The organism is Serratia sp. AXJ-M (assembly GCF_046531865.1).
Taxonomy (GTDB): Bacteria; Pseudomonadota; Gammaproteobacteria; order Enterobacterales; family Enterobacteriaceae; genus Serratia; species Serratia liquefaciens.
In genome coordinates this window covers 2263928-2283007 of record NZ_CP059394.1, presented here as the reverse complement: position 1 = coordinate 2283007, position 19080 = coordinate 2263928, and the positions used below count along the sequence as shown (strand labels likewise).

The window sequence follows — 19080 nt, the reverse complement described above, 5'->3', positions numbered from 1 at the left end:
GTACAGTGCGTCCGTAGCTCAGTTGGTTAGAGCACCACCTTGACATGGTGGGGGTCGGTGGTTCGAGTCCACTCGGACGCACCAAAATTCTAAAGCAGTGCAGTGCGTCCGTAGCTCAGTTGGTTAGAGCACCACCTTGACATGGTGGGGGTCGGTGGTTCGAGTCCACTCGGACGCACCAAATCATAATATCCGCAGCTCCACCCTTTCGGCCCGACAGTTCCTCAAGCTTTAAAAACTTTGCTCCTGCTACCGCAAACCACATCAGGTATCATCAAGGCCAATACCCTATCAGGACAGATCCCATGCTGAAATTTACCGCAGAGACTGCGTTTGAAAAACTGGACACCGGCCTTACCCGCAGGCAAGGGGTAATGAGCGACGGCACCAGCGCCACGGAAGTAAAGTTCGACGCAGGAACCTTCGGTCAACTGCAAAAGCGGGCTTACGCTCTGCAGACGCGGGTGGTTTCCGGTGAGTTTGAATTCACCGTCGGCAATGATACCCAGGTGATCGTGGCCGGTGAAACTATCGCCATCCCCGCTAACATTGCCAGCGGCTGCTTCTGCCTGTCGGCCGGTACGCTGCTGGAAATTATCGTATCCGGCTAAAATCGGCCAATGACATGTTTACACTAAGGTTATTTGCGCAACAAACCGCAGCTGTCAGTTTGCATTTGCGCCACATTTGCTGCTGATTTGCCGGATCCGAGCGTTAGCACCGGTTTTTTATTTTGTTTCCCGCCGCTTAGCCTTTATAATGCGCAACGTCTTTCAGTTGAATGGTTTCAGCCCTTGATCTGCGAAAACGCAATAACAACACATTTTCATCTCATCACGTTGCGCAGCATCCCCGCATCCCGGCGCGGGCTGAATTTTTCCGCCCCATTTCGACTCCGGTCACCTATCCTTAACTATGTTTTGCACCACCAGGCACGACTCAAATCCCTTATCAGTGGCCTGACCGCTGGTTTTATTCGTTTTATTATCCATCACAACTTGTAGAAAACTCCGTCATGAAAAAGACCAAAATTGTTTGTACCATCGGTCCAAAAACCGAATCGGAAGAAATGCTGACCAACCTGCTGAACGCCGGCATGAACGTAATGCGCCTTAACTTCTCCCACGGCGATTACGAAGAGCACGGCAACCGCATCAAGAACATGCGCGCCGTGATGGCGAAAACCGGTCAGAACGCCGGTATCCTGTTGGATACCAAAGGCCCGGAAATCCGCACCATGAAACTGGAAGGCGGCAAAGATGCCTCTCTGGTTGCCGGCCAGACCTTTACTTTCACCACCGATCAGAGCGTTATCGGCAACAACGAACGCGTTGCAGTAACCTACGCCGGTTTTAGCGCAGATCTGAAAATCGGCAACACCGTACTGGTGGACGACGGCCTGATCGGCATGGAAGTCACCAACGTGACCGAAAACGAAGTAGTTTGTAAGGTGCTTAACAGTGGCGACCTGGGCGAAAACAAAGGCGTTAACCTGCCGGGCGTTTCCATCCAGTTGCCTGCATTGGCTGAAAAAGACAAGCGCGACCTGATCTTCGGCTGCGAACAGGGTGTGGACTTTGTTGCCGCTTCCTTTATCCGTAAGCGTTCCGACGTGCTGGAAATTCGTGAGCACCTGAAAGCCCACGGCGGCGAGCAGATCCAGATCATCTCCAAAATCGAAAACCAGGAAGGCCTGAACAACTTCGACGAAATCCTCGAAGCTTCTGACGGCATCATGGTCGCTCGTGGCGATCTGGGCGTAGAAATCCCGGTAGAAGAAGTGATCTTCGCGCAGAAGATGATGATCGAAAAATGTAACCGCGCACGTAAAGTGGTGATCACCGCCACCCAAATGCTCGATTCCATGATCAAGAACCCACGCCCTACCCGCGCAGAAGCCGGCGACGTTGCCAACGCCATTCTGGACGGTACAGACGCAGTGATGCTGTCAGGCGAAAGCGCCAAGGGTAAGTACCCGCTTGAAGCCGTTACCATCATGGCGACCATCTGTGAGCGCACTGACCGCGTGATGCCAAGCCGTATCGACAGCCTGAATGACAACCGCAAGCTCCGCATCACCGAAGCCGTATGCCGTGGCGCCGTTGAAACCGCAGAGAAACTGGATGCGCCACTGATCGTGGTTGCCACCAGCGGCGGCAAATCAGCCAAATCCGTGCGTAAATATTTCCCTAACGCCGTGATCCTGGCGCTGACCACCAATGAAGTCACCGCGCATCAGCTGATTCTGAGCAAAGGCGTGATCCCACAGATGGTCAAGGAAATTGCCTCTACCGACGACTTCTATCGCATCGGTAAAGAAGCGGCGCTGGCCAGCGGTCTGGCACAAAAAGGCGACGTTGTGGTGATGGTTTCCGGTGCTCTGGTTCCGAGCGGCACAACCAATACTGCCTCGGTTCACGTGCTTTAATATAAAACGTGACATAATTATTTTGATGAAAACGCCGCTTAGCGGCGTTTTTTTTAGCACTGGTAAACTGTTTTCTCAAAAACGCAACCGTGGATTGCTCATTATTTAGCTAATTATAAATCGGAGTTGTCCCATGGAATCCAGCTGTTTTCCCTACATTTTTTAACTATTTTTCAAAAGAAGCTGTAAGTTTGAGCGAACGATCAAAATAAAGCACTCCAATACAAAAAAATTATTCTCTTTCGAAAAAAGTTTGTGTAATACTTGTAACGCTACATGGAGATTAACTCAATCTAGAGGGTGTTATAATGAATCGTACTAAACTGGTACTGGGCGCGGTAATCCTGGGTTCCACTCTGCTGGCAGGCTGCTCTAGCAATGCTAAAATCGATCAACTGTCTTCTGACGTTCAGACTCTGAACGCTAAAGTTGACCAGCTGAGCAACGACGTGAACGCAATCCGTTCTGACGTTCAAGCAGCTAAAGACGACGCAGCACGTGCTAACCAGCGCCTGGACAACCAAGCTCACGCTTACAAAAAGTAAGATAGCTTCGGTTATTGAAAACGGCGCACATTGTGCGCCGTTTTTTTTGCCTGTCATTTCCGCATTTCCCCCCTTCCGTCTTTAGGCGAAAAAAAAGGGCTCAGCACGCTGAACCCATCGGTATTGACCGCTACTGCTACGTTTTAATTCACCGAACTGATAGGTGCGCCCTTGAACAGGCCCTTATTCGCTTCCTGCGAGGCTACAGGCGTTAAACTGACGTCAGAGGGGTTCTGCCCCACGTTAACCAGCACCGGCATGCCAGAGCGGCGTACAACCGCGCTATCGAACACGGCCTTATCGGTCTGTGCATCGCCGACAAAAGCCTTCTCGGCTTTGGACAACGTAATCGGCATGGTCTGCGGATCGTCGCTTTCAACTCTCGACAGCGGCTGATGCACTTCTACGTAACGTTTACCGTCCGGTTCAACCGAAATTTTCACCGGATCGTTAATGACCTGAACACGGGTACCGCGCGGTACCATGTTGAACAACGCCTCGATATCGGTTGGGCGCAGACGGATACAGCCAGAGCTGACGCGCATGCCGATACCGAAGTTGGCGTTGGTGCCGTGGATCAGATACTCACCGTGCCCCATAGCCAGACGCATAGCGAACAGGCCCATTGGGTTTTCAGGACCGGCCGGCACCACGCCCGGCAGCTTCACGCCTTTCTCCAGATAGCGCTTGCGGATATTGGCGGTCGGCGTCCAGGTCGGGTTCGGGATTTTTTGGCTTACGGAGGTCACCTGCAGCGGAGTGTGCATCCCGGTCTGGCCGATACCGATAGGATAAACGATGACCTTGTTCTCGCCTTTCGGGTAGTAATACAGACGCAGTTCGGCCAGGTTGACGACAATCCCCTCACGCTTGGTGTCCGGCAACAGCATTTGGGTCGGGATGGTCAACACCGAACCCGGCTTGGGCAGGAAGGGATCGGTACCCGGGTTGGCCTCAAGCATGCCCAGCAGACCAATTTTATAGTCGGCAGCAATCGCCTCCAGCGGACGCCCATCGTTCGGTACGGTATAGGTGGTGTTCTCGCCAATCAGACGGCTGTCCGGCGGCGGCAGCGGGTATTCGCTCGCGCTGGCGGCTTGCGTGCCGGTCAGTACGGTGGCAAATAGCATGCCCATTAAACTCAACGCACGTTTCATTATCATCCCTATATGCTTATTACGGTTCGGCCACAAGGCTATCTGGCACTTGGTGACCGGTAAATCAGACAAGACCTGATTAATACTAGCAATGCTGACGTCAAAGGCAATAAGTCCTCTAAAAATCAACATGTTATAACGTAATCGCTTTCTCCATTTGTCAGTATAACGTCAAGGGATAAGCTGCTGATATGTCACTGATTTGCGGGGTGAATGGCAGGGTTGGGCGGGTTTTGTAAAGACTCATTGACATAGCAAATATAAGCGCCTTATCAATGAGCCTTAGGAATATCAGAGTTTGGCGGCCTGACTGCGGATTGCGCGGATCATGGCTTCCAGCCCCTGAGAACGGGAAGGCGTCAGGTGCTGACTCAACGCCAGTTCGGCGAAAAACGGCCGCACGTCCAGCTCGACAATCTGCTGCGGCGTCATTTGGTGATAAAGAATAAACACCACCGCCAGCAGCCCTTTGACGATAGCCGCGTCGCTATCCCCGTGAAACTCGACCTGCCCTTGTTCATCGAGCCGCATCACAATCCACACCTGGCTCTGACAACCGGAAATCAGATTGCCCGCCTGACGCTCGCTATCGTCAAGCGCCGGCAGCTTCGCGCCCAGTTCGATGACATACAGGTACTTGTCTTCCCAGTTCAGGCAACGGGAAAAATTACGCACCAACTTTTCTTTATCCGGCAAGTTCGCCATGAGGTTCCTTTCAATAATTCAGGGGCCGGCATGCCGACCCCATGTCACTGGCCACCGGCGCTCAGCCAATAGCGCCAAGCCCGACAGTCTACCCTATCCCAGCAGTTTTTGAATTCGCTGCAACCCGGCCACCAGCCGGTCAACTTCTTCGCGGGTGTTGTACAACGCCAACGAGGCGCGGCACATGCTCGGCACATTATAGAACGCCATCAGCGGCATCGCGCAATGATGTCCGGTGCGAATAGCGATGCCGTACTGATCCAGGAAGCTGCCGACGTCATAGGCATGGTGTTCGCCCAGATTAAAGGCGATCACCCCTGCGCGATCCGCCGGACCATAGATCTTCAGCGTCGGTACCTGCTGCAGCGCTTCGAGCGCATAATGCATCAGCGAATGCTCATAATCAGCAATCGCCTCCAGCCCCAGCGCGTTCACGTAGTCAATCGCCGCCCCCAGTCCCATCATGCCTGCAGTATTGGGGGAACCGGCTTCAAAACGCCACGGTGGCTCGGCATAGGTGGTGCCGAGAGTAAGGCTCACCTGCTGAATCATTGAGCCGCCGCCTTCCCACGGTGGCATTTGCTGCAACAGCGCCTGACGACCGTAGAGAACGCCGATACCGGAAGGCCCATACAGCTTGTGACCGGAAAATACGTAGAAATCACAATCCAGCGCTTGCACATCAACCCGTTGGTGCATGACCGCCTGCGCACCGTCAATCAGCACCTTCAGACCGGCAGCTTTGGCCTGCGCCGTAATTTCCTGCACCGGATTGACCGTGCCCAACACGTTGGAAACCTGAGTCAACGCCAGCAGTTTGGTGGTGGCATCGATCAATCCAGGCAGCTGCGCCACATCCAACGTACCATCTTGCTGTAGCGGCCAGACGCGCAGGTTCAGCCCACGCTCTTGCGCCAGCATCTGCCAGGGCACGATGTTGGCATGGTGCTCCATCTCGGTGATGATGATGCTGTCACCGGGCTGCAGGAAGTGGCGACCGAAGCTGTTGGCCACCAGATTGATGCCTTCGGTGGTGCCTTTAACGAATACGATCTCTTCCGCCGAGCCGGCATTGATAAACGCCGCCACCTTTTCACGCACCGCTTCCATTTCCTGAGTCGCCTCGGCGCTCATGGTGTGGATGCCGCGATGCACCGCCGCATAACCGTGACGATAAAAATCCAGCTCGCGATCGATTACTGCCTGCGGCTTTTGCGCACTGGCCGCGCTGTCGAGGTAAGCCAGAGGCTGGCCGTTGACCTCACGCGACAGGATCGGGAAATCGCCGCGTACCCGTTCGATGGGAAAACTCATGCGGCCTCCCCCGGCTCCGGCAAGCGCCGTGCAATGCGCGCCAGCACCGATTCACGAATGGTTTCGTTACCGATCCCCTCAGTCAGCTCAGCGGCAAAGGCAAAAATAATCATCTGTTGCGCAGCGTGCTTGTCGATGCCCCGTGATTGCAGATAGAACAGCTGCTCTTCATCGATACGCCCGACGGTGGCGCCATGGCTACACTTCACGTCATCGGCATAGATTTCCAACTGCGGTTTGGTATCGACCTCAGCCACTTTGCCCAACAGCAGATTGTGGTTGGTCATCTGCCCATCGGTTTTTATCGCGTGCTTGGCCACTTTGATCATGCCATTGAACACGGCCTTGGCGCGGTCGCTAACCACCACTTTGTGCAATTGGCGGCTTTCGCAGTAACCCTTGTTGTGTTCCAGGTAAGTTCGGGTATCGCACACCTCTTTGCCGACCGGCAGCACCAGGCTGTTGATCACCAAATTAGATCCTTCACCGTTAAGCTGCGCGCTGGTGTTGTGGCGCGTCAGGCCCGCACCGAGCAGGAAGCTGTCACTCTTCACCTGCGCGTCGCGGCCAATCACCAAATCGTTATGGGCAAAGTGGTAACTTGGCTGGCTTTCAAACGCCAGTTTGCAGTGATGCAGTTGGGCATTGTCAGCCACATTGGCGGTCAGGCGTGCGCCGGTGAAATGCGCGGCATCGTTCAAACTGACGTAGTGCTCAATCACTTCGGCCTGGGCGCTGCGCCCAATCTCAAGATGATGACGGTGATGTACCGTATTCACTTCGCCTGCAGCACCGCGTCCGCTGCTGATATGCAACAGGTACAAAGGGCGTGAAGCGCTTTTACCGGCCGCCACGCGGATAATGCTGGTTTCCTGCGCCAGGCTTTCGGTCAGGTGCAGAAAAATTTCAGGCTGAATGGGCTCAGGCAGCGCCTGTGGCGTGCCGTAGGAGGCAACGTCAAACTGATAATCGCCCAGTTCGCCATCGCTCAGCGCCGCACTGAAACGGCCGTCGATAAACACTAACCGATATGCATCGATAGCCAACGCCAGTGCATCCACCTGAGCCGTGGTCACCTGCTCTACAGGCGGCTCCAGGAACTGCTGCTCCAGCAGGCCTTCCAGCGGCGTGTATTTCCAGTTCTCATGCTTGCGGGTCGGCCAGCCCAGGCGTAAAGCCTGCTGCCAGTGCGCCAGCGCATGCGCGGAATGCTCGCCGCCGCGCTCTTCGAACAGGCTGTAAAGCTGCTGCAGCGCGCGTGAGTTATTGTTCGTCGGTAAGCCAGCCATAGCCCTGCTCCTCCAACTGTTTCACCAGGGAGAAATCGCCGGATTTGACGATGCGCCCCTGGGAAAGAACATGAACGTAATCCGGTTTGATGTAATCCAGAATACGCTGGTAGTGCGTGACAATAATGAACGAGCGCTTGCCGTCGCGCAGCGAGTTAACGCCGTTGGCGACGATCTTCAGCGCATCGATATCCAAACCGGAGTCGGTTTCATCCAGAATGCACAGATCCGGCTCCAACGCCGCCATCTGCAGAATATCATTACGCTTTTTCTCCCCACCGGAGAAACCGACGTTGACCGAACGGGTCAGCAGATCGGGCGGCATGTTCAGCAGTTCAATCTTCTCTTCGATAAAATCAGCGAAATCGAAGCGATCGAGCGCCTCCTGCTGGCGGTATTTTCGCACCGCATTCACGGACGTCTGCAGGAAGAAATGGTTGCTGACGCCGGGAATTTCCACCGGGTACTGGAACGCCAGAAACACGCCTTCGCCGGCACGATCTTCCGGATCCAACTCGAGCAGGTCCTTACCTTTAAAGGTCACCTCGCCCTCAGTGACTTCATACTCTTCGCGCCCTGCGAGGGTCGCCGAAAGCGTGCTTTTGCCCGAGCCGTTCGGCCCCATGATGGCATGCACTTCACCGGGTTTGATCTCCAGGTCCAGACCCTTGAGGATCTCGTTGCCTTCCGCGCTGACTTTTAAATTCTTGATACTTAACATGCAGTGTCCTTAGGTCGCGCTTTCGCGCTGTAAATCCGGCGATTAGCCCACGCTGTGTTCCAGGCTGATGGCCAATAACTTCTGCGCCTCGACGGCGAACTCCAGCGGCAGCTCAGAGAACACGTCCTTACAGAATCCGTTGACGATCATCGAAATGGCATTGTCTTCACTGATGCCGCGTTGCAGGCAGTAAAACAGTTGGTCATCGCCAATTTTTGAGGTGGTGGCTTCATGCTCCAGCTGCGCGCTGTTGTTACGCGCCTCAACATAAGGGAACGTATGGGCGCCACTGTCCGGCCCGATCAGCATCGAGTCGCACTGGGTAAAGTTACGGGCGTTTTCCGCTCCCGGCAGGATCTTCACCAGGCCGCGATAGGTGTTCTCGCTGTGCCCGGCAGAGATGCCTTTAGCAATGATGGTCGAACGGGTGTTCTTGCCGATGTGGATCATTTTGGTGCCGGTGTCCGCCTGCTGATGGCCGCTGGTCAGCGCCACAGAGAAGAACTCACCGATAGAGTTGTCGCCCTGCAGTATCACGCTCGGGTACTTCCAGGTGATGGCCGAGCCGGTTTCCGACTGGGTCCAGGACATTTTCGACCCGGCGCCTTCGCACAGTGCGCGCTTGGTGACAAAGTTCAGGATCCCGCCCTTGCTGTCACCGCCGGAGAACCAGTTCTGTACGGTCGAGTATTTCACTTCGGCGTCTTTGTGCAGGATCACTTCCACCACCGCCGCATGCAGCTGATAGCTGTCGCGTACCGGAGCCGAGCAGCCTTCGATGTAGCTGACATAGCTGCCTTCGTCGGCGATCAGGATGGTGCGTTCGAACTGCCCGGTTTTGGCGGCGTTAATACGGAAATAGGTCGACAGTTCCATGGGGCAGCGTACGCCCTTCGGCACATAGACGAAGGTACCGTCAGAGGCCACCGCGGCGTTCAGGGCGGCGAAGAAGTTGTCGTTTGAGGGTACGACGCGGCCGAGGTATTTGCGTACCAGATCCGGGTATTCGTGGATCGCCTCGCCGAACGAACAGAAAATCACCCCGCTCTCGGCCAACTTCTCGCGATAGGTGGTGGAGACCGAGACGGAGTCAAAGATCGCGTCCACCGCCACTTCACTGCCTTCTCGCACCGGCACGCCGAGCTGGTTAAACGCCAGTTCAACCTCGCTGGTCAGGTAATTGTTGTCCGTGACCGCGCCGGGCTGCTGTTCTGCGCCGGGCTGCGAGCCGCAGGCGTCATCACAACTGCCGCAGGACGGCGCCGAGTAATAGCTGTAGTCCTGGTAATTCAGCCGGTCATAGTTGGCTTTCAGCCAGTGCGGCTCTTCCATTTGCAGCCAGGCACGGTAAGCCTCCAGGCGGAACTCCAGCATCCACTCAGGTTCGTTACGCTTGGCCGAGATGGCGCGCACCACGTCTTCGTTGATGCCTTTCGCTAACTCGTCGGTAGCCAGTTGGGTAAAAAAGCCTTCTTTATAGCGACCTTCGCTGACCCAAGCCTGCACTTCATTAGGCATTTCTACATTGCTTCGTGTCATGTTGATTGCATCGCTCAAACGCCAAAACTCTCGCCGCACCCGCAGGCATGCTGAGCTTTAGGGTTGTTAAATTTGAATATCTGATTCAGCCCTTCACGGACAAAATCCACCGTGGTGCCATCGATAAACGGCATGGCTTTTAACGGCACATACAGTTTGGCGCCATCGCGCTCAAACAGCAGGTCGTCGTCAGCGGGTTCACGGGTGAGATCCAGCACATAGGCAAACCCGGCGCAGCCTGACTGCTTCACCCCGAGCTGCAGCCCCTTCACCTGCGGATCCTGCTGCATTAATTTAGTAATTTGTTGTACGGCATTATCACTGAGCAAAATGCCTTGCCAGACATTTTCGTCCAGAGAAAAGGTGCCGACATTTTCCGTTTGCATATGGCCTACCTCACACTCGTGTTTTTCCACAGCCAATCTGGGTTGCTACTATGTTAGTGATAACAATTATCACTTCAACCGTTTGTTTTGCGGGGGTATCCGCCAAAAACCCGGATTTTCGTTTCGGCATGCGGCAAGCGCGCGGGACAGTCAGCGACACAATCGCTGCAGGTCGGCAAGGGGATCAATTTATCCCTATGAATTTACAGCACATCCTGTACTACCTTCGCGCTTGCCTATTGGCTCGAACGCTTTACAGATCCGGATTTTTATTTTGCTTTAAACATTCATAGAAAATACCTATTTCTGAATTTTGTCTGTCTTAAAAATGCGTTTATCGACAATAAGGGACTTTTCCCACTCTTTCGCGCTTCACTGCAGGCAGACAATTCGCACGCTCTATGACTAAAGTTTAGTCGTTACTGACCATATTGGGTCGCCACGCGCTCAATGCATCCCCCTGCCGCGATAAAAATTTCAACAGAATGATTGATCGTAAACGCGCCAGTAAATATGATAATGATTATCATTCAATTACAAATTGAGCGCGGGCAAATGAATATCTCGATGAATGCGTGGCTGCTGGGCAAAATTGATGACTATAAGTTCAGCGTGCGTGACGCCACGGTAGATTTCTACATGGCAGAAGCGTCGCTCAGGCGGCCGGAATGCAATATCAACCACCTGAAACGCTACAACAACGTCAGCCTCAATATGGCCAATCTGTGCCTGGAAAACGGCGATGATGAAAGCTATCTGCACGCGTTGAGCAAGCTGCATAATCGGCTGATCGTGGAAATCAACAATCCGCAGCGCTGCCAGCTGTTTCGGGTTCAGAGCTACCATTTTGCCCGCCATACCCTGACCCTAATCTGCCAGAAATACGCGATGGAAGGCACCTGGGAGAAAGCCAACGCCTTCCAGAAGGACTTCGTCAAGCGGGTGCCGTTTCAGCTGTAACCCCGCCGACTGACAAGAAACCCGCAGGTCGGAATGCCTGCGGGGGAAGGAAACTTAATCGATCACTGCGGTGGTTAAACGCGAAGTGCAGCAAAGGCGGTCGCGCGAATCGAAGATTTCAATCTGCCACACCTGATGCCGACGACCAACATGCAGTGCGCGACAAACTCCGCGTACCTGGCCTTCAAACACCGCTCGCAGGTGGTTGGCATTGATCTCCAGCCCTACTACTTTCTGATCGCCCTCGCTGCACAGGTAACCAGCCATCGATCCCATCGACTCCGCCAGCACCACCGAGGCCCCACCGTGCAACAAACCAAACGGCTGCCGCGTACGGTGGTCCACAGGCATGGTAGCCTCAAGGTAATCCTCTTCCATTCGAGTAAACTGGATCCCCACATGGCTGACCATACAGCCTTCACCAGCCTGGTTTAATTGTTCCAGCGTCGTTTCTCGTTTCCACAGTTTCACTCAATCATCTCCAGAAGTGCCTGTAATGGGTGCCGTACACCGTTACCCTCAATGCGTTTGACCTGGCTGCGACAGGAGTAACCGGTCGCCAGACAACGTTGCCGCGGCAAACGTTGCAATGCCTGGTGCCATGATAGCTCATAAATGCCGAGCGAATTCTGCAGGTTCTTCACTTCATGCCCGTAAGTACCCGCCATGCCGCAGCAGCCTACGCTGACATTTTCCAGCCTGGCGCCGAAGCGAGCAAAGATCGACGTCCAGTGCTGACCGCTGGCCGGTAAGGCGGTGGTTTCAGTACAGTGACCGAACAGATACCAGGCCTCACCGGTCGCAGGCTGTTCAGCCCGCTCGGCCAGCAGTTGCTGCAACCATTCGTGCACCAGTTGCACCTGGAAGTCCCCGCGGTTTTCCCCCAGGACCTCGTTATATTCATCGCGATAACACAGCACCAGCGCCGGATCGACCCCCACCAGCGGCATACCGAGTTTTGCCACCCGATTGAGGAAATCGGCGGTTTTGCGCGCAGTACGAGCAAAGCGCGTCAGGAATCCTTTGATATGTTGCGCCTTGCCATTCGGAGAAAACGGCAGCAGCACCGGCCGGTAGCCGAGCTTTTCCACCAGCCGTACAAAGTCCGCCACCACTTTGGCATCGTAATAGCTGGTGAAGGGATCCTGCACGATCAAAACGTGCTGCTCGCGTTGTTCGGTGTTCAGCGCTTCAAGCTGTTCCAGCGTCATGGTCGTGGCACCATGGCCGGAAAGCTGTTGACGCAGCGTCGGGCTGGAGAGCATCGGCAAATCAACCATGCCGACAGTATTGCGGCTTAGCTCACGCACCCAGGGCTGACGGAAGAAGAAGTTGAACACCTTGGGCGCTTTCGCCATCAGCGGCGTATAGCTCTCTACTCCGGCGACCATATAGTCACGCGCCGGCCGCAGATAACGCGTGTGGTAAAGCTGCAGGAAACGCGAACGGAAGCCCGGCACGTCAATCTTGATCGGGCATTGGGTAGAACAGGCTTTGCAGGCCAGACAGCCGGACATCGCCTCTTTCACCTCGTGCGAGAAATCATATTCGCCTTTGCCGGCGTACCAGCTGTTACGGGTTTTCTCGATCAGCGTTCGGAAACTGAGCCGCTGCTGTGGCAGTTGTTTTTCCAACGCCACGGGATCGACGCCCTGCTCGGACAGCAGACGCAGCCATTCACGCACCAGCGCGGCCCGGCCTTTTGGCGAATGGATACGATTGCCGGTGATTTTCATCGACGGGCACATCGGGCTACGCACGTCAAAGTTGAAGCACAGACCGTTGCCGTTACACTCCATCGCCCCCCGGAATGAAGTACGTACCTCGACAGGAATGCGGCGATCGAGGGTACCGCGCTTGACGGCGTCCACTTTCATCATTGGCGCATCGACGCCCAACGGCGAGCAAATTTTGCCAGGGTTGAGGCGGTTGTTCGGATCGAATGCGGCTTTGATGCGACGCAGTTCCAGATACAGCTGCTCGCCGAAAAACTCCGGGCTGTATTCGGCGCGGAAGCCTTTACCGTGTTCACCCCACAGCAAGCCGCCGTATTTGGCGGTCAGTGCCACCACCCGATCGGAGAGCTGTTTCATCAGCACTTCCTGCTGGGGATCGCACATGTCCAGCGCGGGACGCACATGCAGCACGCCGGCATCGACGTGACCGAACATGCCGTAGCTGAGGTTGTGGCTGTCCAGCAACTGACGGAATTCGACGATGTAATCGGCCAGATGCTGAGGCGGCACGCAGGTGTCTTCGGCAAAGGGAATCGGTTTGGCCCGCCCTTTGGCGTTACCCAATAACCCGACCGCCTTTTTGCGCATGTTATAAATGCGCTCGATGCCCACCAAATCACCACAGATCTGATAGCCAATCACGCCGCCCTGCCTCTCGGAGATCAGCTCGTCTAATCGCAGGCACAGGCTTTCCATCTGCTGGTCGATCAGGACCTGGTCGTCACCGGCAAATTCGACGATGTTCAGGCCCAGCATCTCTTTATCCGGCACGTTGGTGATCAGTTCGCTCACCGAATGCCAGACGATATCCTCACGCGCCAGGTTCAACACCTTGGAATCGATGGTTTCTACCGACAACGCCTTGGCTTCAACCATAAAGGGCGCATTACGCAGCGCGGAATCAAAGGAGTCGTATTTAACGTTCACCAGGCGGCGCACCTTCGGCAGCGGCGTAATGTCCAACCGCGCTTCGGTAATAAAGGCCAGAGTTCCTTCGGCGCCGGTCAGAATACGCGTCAAATCGAAGGTTTGCAGATCGTCGCTAAACACGTGCCGCAGATCGTAGCCGGTCAGGAAGCGGTTTAGCTTGGGGAATTTCTCCAGGATCAGCGCGCGTTGGTCACGGCAACTGTTGAGTACCGTTCGGTAAATCTGCCCCTCAAGGGTTTCCTCACAGGCAATCGTTTCCGCCAGTGGCGTCGGCATGGCGCGAGTGTCGATCATGTCGCCGCCCAGCAAAACCGCCCGCAGGCCCAGTACGTGATCGGAGGTTTTACCGTACACCAGCGACCCCTGGCCGGAAGCGTCGGTATTGATCATGCCGCCCAGCGTGGCGCGGTTACTGGTGGAAAGCTCCGGCGAGAAAAAATAACCCAAGGGCCGCAGGTACTGGTTAAGCTGGTCTTTGATCACCCCAGCCTCCACCTTGACCCACCCCTGCTCGACGTTGATGTCCAGAATACGGTTCATGTGGCGCGACATGTCCACCACGATGCCGCTGTTAAGCGACTGTCCGTTGGTGCCGGTTCCGCCGCCGCGGGGGCTAAAGGTCAGCGCGTTGAAACGCTCTTCAGCCGCCAGGCGTGCAATCAGCGCCACGTCTGCGGTGGAGCGGGGAAACACTACCGCGTCGGGCAGCAACTGATAGATACTGTTGTCGGTCGCCATCGTCAGCCGGTCGGCGTAGCTGGTGGCGATATCGCCATTGAATCCGTTTTGCTTTAAGGCTTCCAAAAAGTCGAGCACCCGTTGAACGAGGCCGGGTGCCTGAGAAATCTGTGGGATCATTCGCTTTTTGACCCTGTCTGTCTATTTTTTATGCGCTTATGCACGCTGAATCAGGCCTTTATTCAGACCCACCCTACTTTTTATTAGGCATAAAAACTAACATACTCGTTTAGTGAAGGCATGCACATTATTAGGTCGTCAGACGACGCGCGATAAAAGGTGCGGCGCATGATGAAAAGTGACGAAAATGCACCATGCTTAATCTAAACAAAGGAATTAACTTACCAGGATGAGAACCCATTCATGACAATCCCCCAGTCCCGATACGATTTGCCACGGATTATTTTTGGCGTGCTGTTTATCGCCATTATGATCGTCGCCTGTTTTTGGGTCATTCAACCGTTCATTCTCGGCTTCGCCTGGGCCGGCATGGTGGTTATCGCCACCTGGCCGCTGCTGATCAAGCTGCAAAAAATACTTTGGGGCCGCCGCTCGCTGGCCGTGTTGGTCATGACGTTGCTGTTGATCCTGCTGTTCATCCTGCCGATTTCTCTGCTGGTCAGCAGCGTGGTAGACAACAGCGCGCCCGTGGTTGCCTGGGCCAGTACCCCCGGCAAGCTGCATATTCCCGATCTGGCGTGGCTGCAATCGATCCCGATGATCGGCGATAAGATTTATAACAGCTACCATACGCTGGTAAGTGCCGGCGGCACCGCCCTGGTGGCGAAAGTGCAACCCTACTTCGGCCAAACCGCCACCTGGTTTGTGGCGCAGGCGGCGCATATTGGTCGCCTGTTGTTACATTGCACGCTGATGCTTTTGTTTAGCGTATTGCTCTATGCCCGTGGTGAGCAGGTTGCCCTGGGCATTCGCCACTTCGCAACGCGTCTTGGCGCCGAACGAGGCGATGCTGCCGTCGTGCTGGGTGGTCAGGCAATCCGTGCGGTGGCTTTGGGCGTGGTGGTGACGGCGCTGGTACAATCGGTATTGGGCGGTATTGGCCTGGCGGTGACTGGCATTCCAGCCGCCACCCTGCTGACGGTGCTGATCTTTATCTGCTGTGTCGCGCAATTGGGGCCGCTGTTGGTGCTGGTGCCGGCTATTATCTGGCTGTACTGGAGCGGTGATACCACCTGGGGCACCGTGCTGCTGGTCTGGAGCTGCGTGGTGGCTACGCTGGATAACGTATTGAGGCCGGTGCTGATCCGCATGGGTGCCGATCTGCCGATGCTGCTGATCTTGTCCGGTGTTATCGGCGGCCTATTGGCTTTCGGCATGATTGGCCTGTTTATCGGCCCCGTGGTGCTGGCGGTGTCTTATCGCTTGCTCACCGCCTGGATGAACGAAGCACCGGAACCGACGACCGATCTGGAAGAAGTCGCCAAAGACCTGGAACAGATGTAATCCGGATCTCTGCCCGGCTCCCCGGGCAGTATCCTTTCTTTATCCACACCCATTCTCATTTACTTCAATCCGTCGCGGCGATAATTAATAAAGTTCCCCTCAATGCCGGGCTAGCGTGCATTAATTAAACATACCGCATGAATACATCTTTTTAGCCTGAAGATAAAATTGAGCAAGGTTTAAAATAAATGGGAACCTGGATCTTGATTAGGATGATTCTTAATGACTAATTTCGTTTAAATATCTAGTATTATTGCCATCTTTTGCTTCAAACATCTGATTTAAAGCAAGATTTCCAAACAATGTAATGCCATACATGTGAATTGCTGTGTGTAGTCTTTGCCCGTCTCCTATGATGGGCTTTTTTTTATTCTTTTTTTGGCCAAGATTAATGCCGAAATCCATTCTATTTACATTCAGAAATAATAAAGCCGTAACCTGAGCTACGGCTTTAGAGTTAATGCGGAATCTGAAGAATTACTTTTTCTTCGACAGATTGACCCAGGTTTGCACCACGGTATCCGGGTTGAGCGACAGGCTGTCAATGCCCTGCTCCATCAACCACTCGGCGAAGTCCTCATGATCGGAAGGGCCCTGCCCGCAAATACCGACGTATTTGCCATGGCGTTTAGCCGCTTGAATCGCCATCGACAGCAGCGCTTTAACCGCCTCGTTACGCTCGTCAAACAGTTCAGACACCACGCCCGAATCGCGATCCAGCCCCAGCGTCAGCTGGGTCATGTCGTTGGAGCCGATAGAGAAGCCATCGAAGTGTTCCAGGAACTGATCGGCCAACAGGGCATTGGACGGAATTTCGCACATCATGATCACTTTCAGGCCGTTTTCGCCACGCTTCAGACCCTGACGCGCCAATTCGGCGACCACCGCTTCCGCCTGCGCTACGGTACGCACGAAAGGCACCATGATTTCGACGTTGGTCAGGCCCATTTCATTACGCACGCGTTTTACCGCGTCGCATTCCATCGCGAAGCAATCGCGGAAGCTGTCGGCGACGTAACGGCCGGCGCCACGGAAGCCCAACATCGGGTTCTCTTCATGCGGCTCGTATTTCTCACCGCCCACCAGGTTGGCATATTCATTGGATTTGAAGTCAGACAGGCGCACAATCACCCGCTTCGGCCAGAATGCCGCCCCCAGCGTGGCAATCCCTTCAGTCAGGCGGCCCACATAGAACTCGACCGGGTGGTCGTAGCCTTGCATCAGCGCCTTGATTTCCTGCTGCAGTTCTGGAGTCTGTTGATCAAACTCCAGCAATGCCCTCGGATGCACGCCAATCATGCGGTTGATGATAAATTCCAGCCGGGCCAGGCCCACGCCTTCGTTCGGCAAGCGCGCAAAGTCAAAGGCGCGGTCGGGGTTACCGACGTTCATCATGATTTTCAGCGGCAGTGACGGCAGCTCGGTCACTTCGGAACTCTGCACGCTGAAGTCGAGCATATCGCTGTACACAAAGCCGGTATCGCCTTCCGCACAAGAGACGGTGACCTTCTGGCCGGCATTCAGCAGATCGGTAGCGTTACCGCAACCGACCACGGCAGGAATGCCGAGCTCGCGCGCGATGATCGCCGCGTGGCAGGTACGGCCGCCACGGTTGGTGACGATTGCCGCGGCCTTTTTCATGATCGGTTCCCAGTCCGGGTCGGTCATGTCCGTCACCAGCACGTCGCCTGGCTCGATCAGGTCCATTTCGCTGATGTTGTGGATGACTTTTACCGGGCCTGCGCCAATGCGGTGGCCGATGGCGCGCCCTTCCACCAGCACCGGGCTGCTACCGTTAAGCTGGTAACGCTCCATCGTTTGTTCGTTGGAACGCACGGTTTCCGGACGAGCCTGAACAATCAGCAGCTTGCCGGTATGACCGTCTTTGGCCCACTCGATATCCATCGGACGACCGTAGTGTTTTTCGATCAGCAGTGCCTGATGCGCCAGACCCTGTACTTCTTCGTCGGTCAGAGAGAAACGATTGCGTTGCTGCTCTGGCACGTCTTCAATTTGTACCTGCTTGCCGTGATCCTGCGAAGGTGCGTACACCATGCGGATTTTCTTCGACCCGAGGTTACGACGCACGATAGCCGGCTTGCCTTTCAGCAGCGTCGGTTTATGCACGTAGAATTCGTCAGGGTTTACCGCGCCCTGCACCACCATTTCACCCAGGCCGAAGGCGGAAGTGATAAACACCACCTGGTCAAAACCGGATTCGGTATCGATGGTGAACATCACGCCGGAAGACGCCAGGTCAGAGCGAACCATGCGCTGCACGCCGGCCGACAAAGCAACGCCGCGGTGATCGTACCCCTGATGCACGCGGTAAGAGATGGCACGGTCGTTAAACAATGAGGCATATACGTGCTTGATCGCCACCATTACGGCGTCGATGCCCTGCACGTTGAGGAAGGTTTCCTGCTGGCCGGCAAAGGAAGCGTCCGGCATGTCTTCTGCGGTGGCGGAAGAACGCACGGCAAAAGAGGCTTCCGGCTCGCCGTCGGCCAGTTGCTGGTAAGCCAGGTTTATTTCGCGCTCGAACTCTGCATGGAACGGCGTGTCGATGATCCATTGACGGATTTGCGCGCCGGCCTTGGTCAGTTGGGCAATGTCGTCAACGTCAGTTTGATCCAGTAACTGATAGATGCGCTGGTTAACACCGCTTTGCTCGAGGAAATCGTTAAACGCCTGCGCGGTGGTGGCAAAACCGTTTGGCACGGCTACGCCCAAATCGGAAAGATTGGTGATCATTTCACCGAGGGAGGCATTTTTGCCGCCGACACGGTCAACGTCGTGCATGCCGAGCTGGTTGTACCAAAGCACATTACGCAAGTCTGGGCCATTGTTGGACATCGAGACAATCCTTATTGCTATCAGTAGGGTATAGACGGATTTAATTCGCTTGCTTTCTCAGCGCCGCTAAAACGGTGCCGAATCAGACTAGCACAATGATCCATAGGAAATGGAAAGGTGAATCGATCAACCCGGCGAAGAAAATGGATTTTAGGAAAACTTCCTGAAATGAAAAATGAGGATGGAATCGTTCCCTGTCGCACTAATAGCTTAAATCTCAACAAATTAAGTAATTTTTAAACTTGATTTTTAAAAACCATATTATCACTAATGACTTTGGTGAAAATAACATCGTTCTGTGGAACCATTCCT

The 19080-nt window shown here is 54.8% G+C and carries 15 protein-coding genes, 2 tRNA genes and 1 other RNA gene; 8 read left to right on the top strand and 10 right to left on the bottom strand.

The annotated features are described in order from the left end of the window. Positions 1-7: 7 nt before the first annotated feature. From H0S68_RS10730 to H0S68_RS10710, 5 genes are all read left to right on the top strand, one after another. A tRNA-Val gene (locus H0S68_RS10730) sits at positions 8-84 on the top strand. A 20-nt stretch (positions 85-104) separates the two neighbouring features. Beyond that, a tRNA-Val gene (locus tag H0S68_RS10725) sits at positions 105-181 on the top strand. A 124-nt stretch (positions 182-305) separates the two neighbouring features. After that, on the top strand, positions 306-611 hold the full coding sequence (locus H0S68_RS10720) for a cupin (RefSeq protein WP_020826662.1): 306 nt from the start codon (positions 306-308) through the stop codon (positions 609-611). Positions 612-1015: 404 nt separating this feature from the next. After that, the gene (pykF, locus tag H0S68_RS10715; protein ID WP_020826661.1) at positions 1016-2428 is read left to right on the top strand and encodes a pyruvate kinase PykF; all 1413 of its coding nucleotides are present in this window, start codon (positions 1016-1018) and stop codon (positions 2426-2428) included. A 308-nt stretch (positions 2429-2736) separates the two neighbouring features. Beyond that, positions 2737-2973, top strand: a complete 237-nt coding sequence (locus tag H0S68_RS10710) for a major outer membrane lipoprotein (RefSeq protein ID WP_004943717.1) — start codon at positions 2737-2739, stop codon at positions 2971-2973. Positions 2974-3116: 143 nt separating this feature from the next. On the opposite strand, the gene H0S68_RS10705 is transcribed toward H0S68_RS10710, so the two are convergent. The 7 genes from H0S68_RS10705 to sufA form a co-directional block, all read right to left on the bottom strand. Further along, the gene (locus H0S68_RS10705) at positions 3117-4130 is read right to left on the bottom strand and encodes a L,D-transpeptidase family protein (RefSeq protein ID WP_142815289.1); all 1014 of its coding nucleotides are present in this window, start codon (positions 4128-4130) and stop codon (positions 3117-3119) included. A gap of 291 nt (positions 4131-4421) precedes the next feature. Then, positions 4422-4835, bottom strand: a complete 414-nt coding sequence (gene sufE / locus H0S68_RS10700) for a cysteine desulfuration protein SufE (RefSeq protein WP_020826659.1) — start codon at positions 4833-4835, stop codon at positions 4422-4424. Positions 4836-4928: 93 nt separating this feature from the next. Then, positions 4929-6149: a cysteine desulfurase SufS gene (sufS, locus tag H0S68_RS10695; RefSeq protein WP_020826658.1), complete on the bottom strand. Its 1221-nt coding sequence runs from the start codon at positions 6147-6149 to the stop codon at positions 4929-4931. Continuing rightward, positions 6146-7438 carry a Fe-S cluster assembly protein SufD gene (sufD, locus tag H0S68_RS10690; RefSeq protein WP_115058947.1) on the bottom strand — a complete coding sequence of 431 codons (1293 nt, stop codon included), beginning with the start codon at positions 7436-7438 and terminating at the stop codon, positions 6146-6148. Before sufD ends, sufS begins: the two co-directional genes overlap by 4 nt. After that, positions 7413-8159: a Fe-S cluster assembly ATPase SufC gene (gene sufC / locus H0S68_RS10685; RefSeq protein WP_020826656.1), complete on the bottom strand. Its 747-nt coding sequence runs from the start codon at positions 8157-8159 to the stop codon at positions 7413-7415. The genes sufD and sufC overlap by 26 nt, the downstream gene beginning before the upstream one ends. A 42-nt stretch (positions 8160-8201) precedes the next feature. Next, positions 8202-9698 (bottom strand): Fe-S cluster assembly protein SufB, encoded by a 1497-nt coding sequence (gene sufB, locus H0S68_RS10680; RefSeq protein ID WP_041414521.1) that lies wholly within the window; start codon positions 9696-9698, stop codon positions 8202-8204. 14 nt (positions 9699-9712) lie between these two features. Continuing rightward, complete coding sequence (sufA, locus tag H0S68_RS10675) at positions 9713-10084, bottom strand: Fe-S cluster assembly scaffold SufA (protein WP_020826654.1); 372 nt, start codon at positions 10082-10084, stop codon at positions 9713-9715. Positions 10085-10639: 555 nt separating this feature from the next. Here sufA and H0S68_RS10670 point away from each other — a divergent pair. After that, positions 10640-11044: a hypothetical protein gene (locus H0S68_RS10670; protein ID WP_004943694.1), complete on the top strand. Its 405-nt coding sequence runs from the start codon at positions 10640-10642 to the stop codon at positions 11042-11044. 54 nt (positions 11045-11098) lie between these two features. On the opposite strand, the gene menI is transcribed toward H0S68_RS10670, so the two are convergent. Further along, complete coding sequence (menI, locus tag H0S68_RS10665; protein WP_020826652.1) at positions 11099-11515, bottom strand: 1,4-dihydroxy-2-naphthoyl-CoA hydrolase; 417 nt, start codon at positions 11513-11515, stop codon at positions 11099-11101. Continuing rightward, positions 11512-14568, bottom strand: coding sequence for an FAD-binding and (Fe-S)-binding domain-containing protein (locus H0S68_RS10660; RefSeq protein WP_262244245.1), 3057 nt, complete (start codon positions 14566-14568; stop codon positions 11512-11514). Before H0S68_RS10660 ends, menI begins: the two co-directional genes overlap by 4 nt. Before the next feature lie 243 nt (positions 14569-14811). On the opposite strand from H0S68_RS10660, the gene ydiK reads away from it, so the two are divergent. After that, a complete protein-coding gene (gene ydiK, locus H0S68_RS10655) occupies positions 14812-15912 on the top strand; it encodes an AI-2E family transporter YdiK (RefSeq protein WP_020826650.1) in 1101 nt (366 codons plus the stop codon). Between the two features lie 260 nt (positions 15913-16172). Then, an RNA gene (gene rprA, locus H0S68_RS10650) (antisense sRNA RprA) lies at positions 16173-16283 on the top strand. A 106-nt stretch (positions 16284-16389) separates the two neighbouring features. Here the strand turns inward: rprA and ppsA are convergent. Beyond that, positions 16390-18768 carry a phosphoenolpyruvate synthase gene (gene ppsA / locus H0S68_RS10645; protein WP_046373702.1) on the bottom strand — a complete coding sequence of 793 codons (2379 nt, stop codon included), beginning with the start codon at positions 18766-18768 and terminating at the stop codon, positions 16390-16392. Positions 18769-19080 lie beyond the last annotated feature (312 nt).

Excerpts from the sequence above, each read along its gene's own strand:
- H0S68_RS10720 (WP_020826662.1), top strand. The coding sequence starts at position 306 with ATGCTGAAATTTACCGCAGAGACTGCGTTTGAAAAACTGGACACCGGC.
- pykF (WP_020826661.1), top strand. The coding sequence starts at position 1,016 with ATGAAAAAGACCAAAATTGTTTGTACCATCGGTCCAAAAACCGAATCG.
- H0S68_RS10710 (WP_004943717.1), top strand. The coding sequence starts at position 2,737 with ATGAATCGTACTAAACTGGTACTGGGCGCGGTAATCCTGGGTTCCACT.
- H0S68_RS10705 (WP_142815289.1), bottom strand. The coding sequence starts at position 4,130 with ATGAAACGTGCGTTGAGTTTAATGGGCATGCTATTTGCCACCGTACTG.
- sufE (WP_020826659.1), bottom strand. The coding sequence starts at position 4,835 with ATGGCGAACTTGCCGGATAAAGAAAAGTTGGTGCGTAATTTTTCCCGT.
- sufS (WP_020826658.1), bottom strand. The coding sequence starts at position 6,149 with ATGAGTTTTCCCATCGAACGGGTACGCGGCGATTTCCCGATCCTGTCG.
- sufD (WP_115058947.1), bottom strand. The coding sequence starts at position 7,438 with ATGGCTGGCTTACCGACGAACAATAACTCACGCGCGCTGCAGCAGCTT.
- sufC (WP_020826656.1), bottom strand. The coding sequence starts at position 8,159 with ATGTTAAGTATCAAGAATTTAAAAGTCAGCGCGGAAGGCAACGAGATC.
- sufB (WP_041414521.1), bottom strand. The coding sequence starts at position 9,698 with ATGACACGAAGCAATGTAGAAATGCCTAATGAAGTGCAGGCTTGGGTC.
- sufA (WP_020826654.1), bottom strand. The coding sequence starts at position 10,084 with ATGCAAACGGAAAATGTCGGCACCTTTTCTCTGGACGAAAATGTCTGG.
- H0S68_RS10670 (WP_004943694.1), top strand. The coding sequence starts at position 10,640 with ATGAATATCTCGATGAATGCGTGGCTGCTGGGCAAAATTGATGACTAT.
- H0S68_RS10660 (WP_262244245.1), bottom strand. The coding sequence starts at position 14,568 with ATGATCCCACAGATTTCTCAGGCACCCGGCCTCGTTCAACGGGTGCTC.
- ydiK (WP_020826650.1), top strand. The coding sequence starts at position 14,812 with ATGACAATCCCCCAGTCCCGATACGATTTGCCACGGATTATTTTTGGC.
- ppsA (WP_046373702.1), bottom strand. The coding sequence starts at position 18,768 with ATGTCCAACAATGGCCCAGACTTGCGTAATGTGCTTTGGTACAACCAG.